Genomic DNA, 3,763 nt, shown 5'->3' with positions numbered 1-3,763 from the left:
GACTTGAAATCGTCAGCTAGGGTGTAGCTATTGAGCAAGCGAATATGCGGTATGGAGTCATTGCTGCAGCCGCTTAAGACAAATATAAACACGATCAATGATATACGCATAAGTTCTCATCCTGAGTGTGCTGTGAACCCGCCGCGATCTAAAATTAAGCCGGGGTTAGAAGTCTAGTAGTGAAGCCATGGGCTTGCCAATGACCGCTGTGCAGAAATTGATATTGCGCAAGGTGGTGTAATCTTAGTTTTGGCGTAAGTAAAATGATTCGCGCTGGGCCGCTAAGGTATTGATCAGGATCTATGACATATATTTTCTGCGGAATGTACGTATGGACCTTCCTTTGATATTTGGTAAGCCTTTGTTCTGTATTTAAAAAATTAAAATCTCTTGTATTTTTAATACCCTTGCCTGTTTTGGCGATGCTACCTATATTTACTAACACGCATATTTAGTTGCGCGGCGTGATGATTTGGATCTAGGGCTACCTGGCTGTTGCTGGGGTTTATGCTCATATTGTGTAGCGGACCATACAGGCAGGTGATATATGACAAAGTTAGTTGATATAGAGGGTATTGGTGAGGCCTATTCAAGCAAGTTGCTTAACGCGGGCATTTCTTCAGTGGAGGCGTTGTTAGAGAGCTGTGGTGCTAAACCGGCCCGTAAAAATCTTGCAGAAAAATCCGGTATTAGCGAAATGCGGATCTTAAATTGGGTAAATCGCGCGGATTTGGCGCGGATTAGCGGAGTAAGTACCCAGTATGCAGATCTGTTGGAAAGTGCTGGAGTGGATACTGTGCCGGAGTTGGCTCAGCGCAATGCCGAAAATCTGCAGCAAAAAATGGCCGAGCGCAATGAAGAAGTACACCTTGTTCGCAAGGTGCCATCGCTGTCGCAGGTGCAGAGCTGGGTAGCACAGGCGAAGGAGTTACCGCGCAAAATTACCCACTAGTTTATGTGGCGGTGAGCTTGGGTTCGCGCGGGTGGGTATAGTCGATTGAGCGGCGCTTTTTCAAGATAAGGCGCTGCGCAATTCGTCAATCTCCTGCTGGGCTTCGCGTAAAAAGGCGAGGCCCTGCTCTGGGCCAATTTCCCCTAGTTTTAGTTTTTGAAACGCGGGTAGGCTACTTAGCGGCGGCAGCTTTTTGTGGCTGGGTTCACCGAGGTAGCTGTGGTAGCGGGCGACGAGCACGAGGTCTGCTAAATCAGCGGGGCCTTGTTTGTCGCGCAGCCAATTGCCGCGTTCAAGTCCTACCGCAACAAGTTCGTGGTCAAATTGCCAGTGGTTTAGCACTAGGGCGCTAATCTTGCCGGTGTAATTGTTTAATAGGTCATCGACACCCGCAGGGTCGTCTAATAGTGTGGGATATTCTTTTAAATTCGAAAGTAGCGGCAGGGCGCCGATGTCTTGGAGTAGCCCGCCCAATAGCGCGCGATCAGGGTCAAAACCGCAATGCCGGGCCATGACGTGGGCGAGCGCTGCAGTGTAAACGCTGCGTTGCCAGATCTCGCGCAAAAGGCGTTTGATCTGTGAATCGTTTATGCAAAACAAGGTTTTAAGGGCGTAGCTTGCGGTGAGGTCGCGGGTTGCATCTAAGCCGAGGCGGCGCAGTGCGCTGCCGAGGTTGTTGGTGGCGTGGCGTCGTTTGTAGTGACTGCTGATACTGACTTTGAGTAAATACGCACTTAAGCCTGGGTCTTGTTGCACAACGCGGGCTAGGTCTTCAATGTTTAAATTTTCTTGGCTGGCGGCAACGCGCACGTCTAGCGCAATATCTGGGAGGCTGGGTAATTCTAGGGTGCCCGACTTCAGCGCGGTCATTATGCGCTTGAGTAGCTGTTCCTTGTTGGTGGGGGCGTGCCCCGCTGATTGTCCCATTGCTATAGTGTAGCCGGTTTGCTTACTTGGCCAACTAGCTTCGCTGTTGCGATGCTACTGGTCAATAGGGGCTTGCCGTGACGGGGTGGAGGGGATTTAAACGTAGAGGAGCTGCCACGGCGAAAATTCGCCATGGCAGCTGGGTGGGGGCTATTAAAGGCTTGCTGCCAACTCGGCGCCTTCGCGTATTGCGCGCTTGGCGTCTAGCTCGGAGGCGATATTGGCTCCGCCGATGAGGTGGTAGCGCTGCGCCGTGTTCACTTTCTGTTCCGTTTCTGGGTTGTAAAGCTCACGCAGTGGCTCTTGGCCGGCGCAGATCACAATGTGGTCGACGTCTAAGATGCGCTGTACGCCATCTTGGCTGATGTGGAGGCCCTTGTCGTCAACGCGGTCATAGCTACAGCCGGCCAACATGTCGACGCCTTTGTTTTTGAGGGTGGCGCGGTGCACCCAGCCCGAGGTCTTGCCCAGGTCTTTGCCAAGTGCGGTGGTTTTGCGTTGCAGCAAGAAAATTTCACGCTGCGAGGGCTCGGGCTTGCCGGCAACCAGCCCGCCGCGCTCGCCGGTTTGCTGGTCGATACCCCATTCAGCAGACCAACTAGAGACACTTTGGGGCAGCTCAGTGCTGGGATCGTGAGCGAGGTATTCGGCGACATCAAAACCAATGCCACCGGCGCCGATGAGGGCGACACGCTGGCCGATGGTGACATTGCCTTTTAGTACATCGATATACGACACCACTTTGGGGTGATCGATGCCGGGGATGTTCAGCGCGCGAGGGCTGACACCGGTGGCCACGACCACCTCGTCGAAACCGCCGCTAGCGAGTTCGTCTTTTTCCACTCGGTGGTTGAGCTTGAGCTTTACCCCAGACAGCTCAATTTTCTTGCCGAAATAGCGCAGAGTTTCGTCAAATTCTTCTTTGCCGGGAATGGTTTTGGCTAAATTGAACTGGCCGCCAATTTTGTCGGCTTGATCGAATAAATGCACGTCGTGGCCGCAGTCTGCCGCCGCCGTGGCGAAGGACAGCCCTGCCGGGCCGGCGCCGATTACCGCTACTTTCTTGGCTTTGGTGGCGGTTTTAAAGATCAGTTCGGTTTCGTGACAAGCGCGGGGGTTAACTAGGCAGCTAGCGCGCTTCATTTGAAAGGTGTGATCAAGGCAGGCTTGGTTGCAGGCGATACAGGTATTGATCTCGTCGCTGCGATTGCTAGCGGCTTTGTTCACCCATTCGGAATCGGCGAGCATCGGTCTGGCCATCGACACCATATCGGCTTGGCCGCTGGCCAAAATGTTCTCGGCAATATCTGGCATATTGATACGGTTAGAGGCGATAACCGGAATGTTGACGACCTTTTTGACCGCCGCCGTGGCTTCGCTAAACGCGGCGCGAGGCACCGAGGTGACGATGGTCGGTACGCGCGCTTCATGCCAGCCGATGCCCGTGTTTATTAGGGTGGCGCCTGCAGCTTCAATTTCCCGAGCGAGGTCTAATACTTCTTCACGGGTACAGCCGTTAGGAATTAAGTCGATCATCGACAGACGGAAAATAATAATAAAATTGGGGCCGACTTTTTGGCGTGCGGCCTGCACGATCTCAACCGCAAAACGGCGGCGGTTTTCAGGGCTGCCGCCGTAGCGGTCTTTACGTTTATTGGTGGCGGGGGCTAAAAATTGGTTAATTAAATAGCCTTCGCTGCCCATTATTTCGACGCCGTCGTAACCGGCTTTCTGCGCCAGCCATGCGGTGTGGGCGAAGTCTTTGACGGTGCTGGCCACGCCACGAGTAGTGAGTGCGCGGGCCTTAAAGGGGTTGATCGGCGCTTGGCTGGTCGACGCGGTTTTTGACAGAGGGTGGTAGGCGTAACGACCGGCGTGGAGGAT

General features: G+C 53.5%; 3 protein-coding genes. 1 reads left to right on the top strand and 2 read right to left on the bottom strand.

The window, feature by feature from the left end:
* Positions 1–547: 547 nt before the first annotated feature.
* Entirely contained in the window at positions 548–952 is a 405-nt protein-coding gene (locus tag ABYT30_RS16905) for a DUF4332 domain-containing protein (RefSeq protein WP_373097605.1), read from the top strand.
* Positions 953–1,012: 60 nt separating this feature from the next.
* Here the strand turns inward: ABYT30_RS16905 and ABYT30_RS16900 are convergent, their stop codons facing one another.
* Together ABYT30_RS16900 and ABYT30_RS16895 are read right to left on the bottom strand one after the other, a co-directional pair.
* Complete coding sequence (locus tag ABYT30_RS16900) at positions 1,013–1,879, bottom strand: HDOD domain-containing protein (RefSeq protein ID WP_373083054.1); 867 nt, start codon at positions 1,877–1,879, stop codon at positions 1,013–1,015.
* 153 nt (positions 1,880–2,032) lie between these two features.
* The coding region (locus tag ABYT30_RS16895) for an FAD-dependent oxidoreductase (RefSeq protein WP_373097604.1) at positions 2,033–3,763 on the bottom strand (1,731 nt) is incomplete at its 5' end.

The sequence above is a fragment of the Zhongshania sp. genome, from assembly GCF_041623545.1.
Lineage (GTDB): Bacteria > Pseudomonadota > Gammaproteobacteria > Pseudomonadales > Spongiibacteraceae > Spongiibacter.
This window is presented reverse-complemented; position numbering and strand designations above follow the sequence as displayed.

Bases quoted from the DNA above. Each gene is read 5' to 3' on its own strand.
- ABYT30_RS16900 (WP_373083054.1), bottom strand. From the start codon at position 1,879: ATGGGACAATCAGCGGGGCACGCCCCCACCAACAAGGAACAGCTACTC.
- ABYT30_RS16905 (WP_373097605.1), top strand. From the start codon at position 548: ATGACAAAGTTAGTTGATATAGAGGGTATTGGTGAGGCCTATTCAAGC.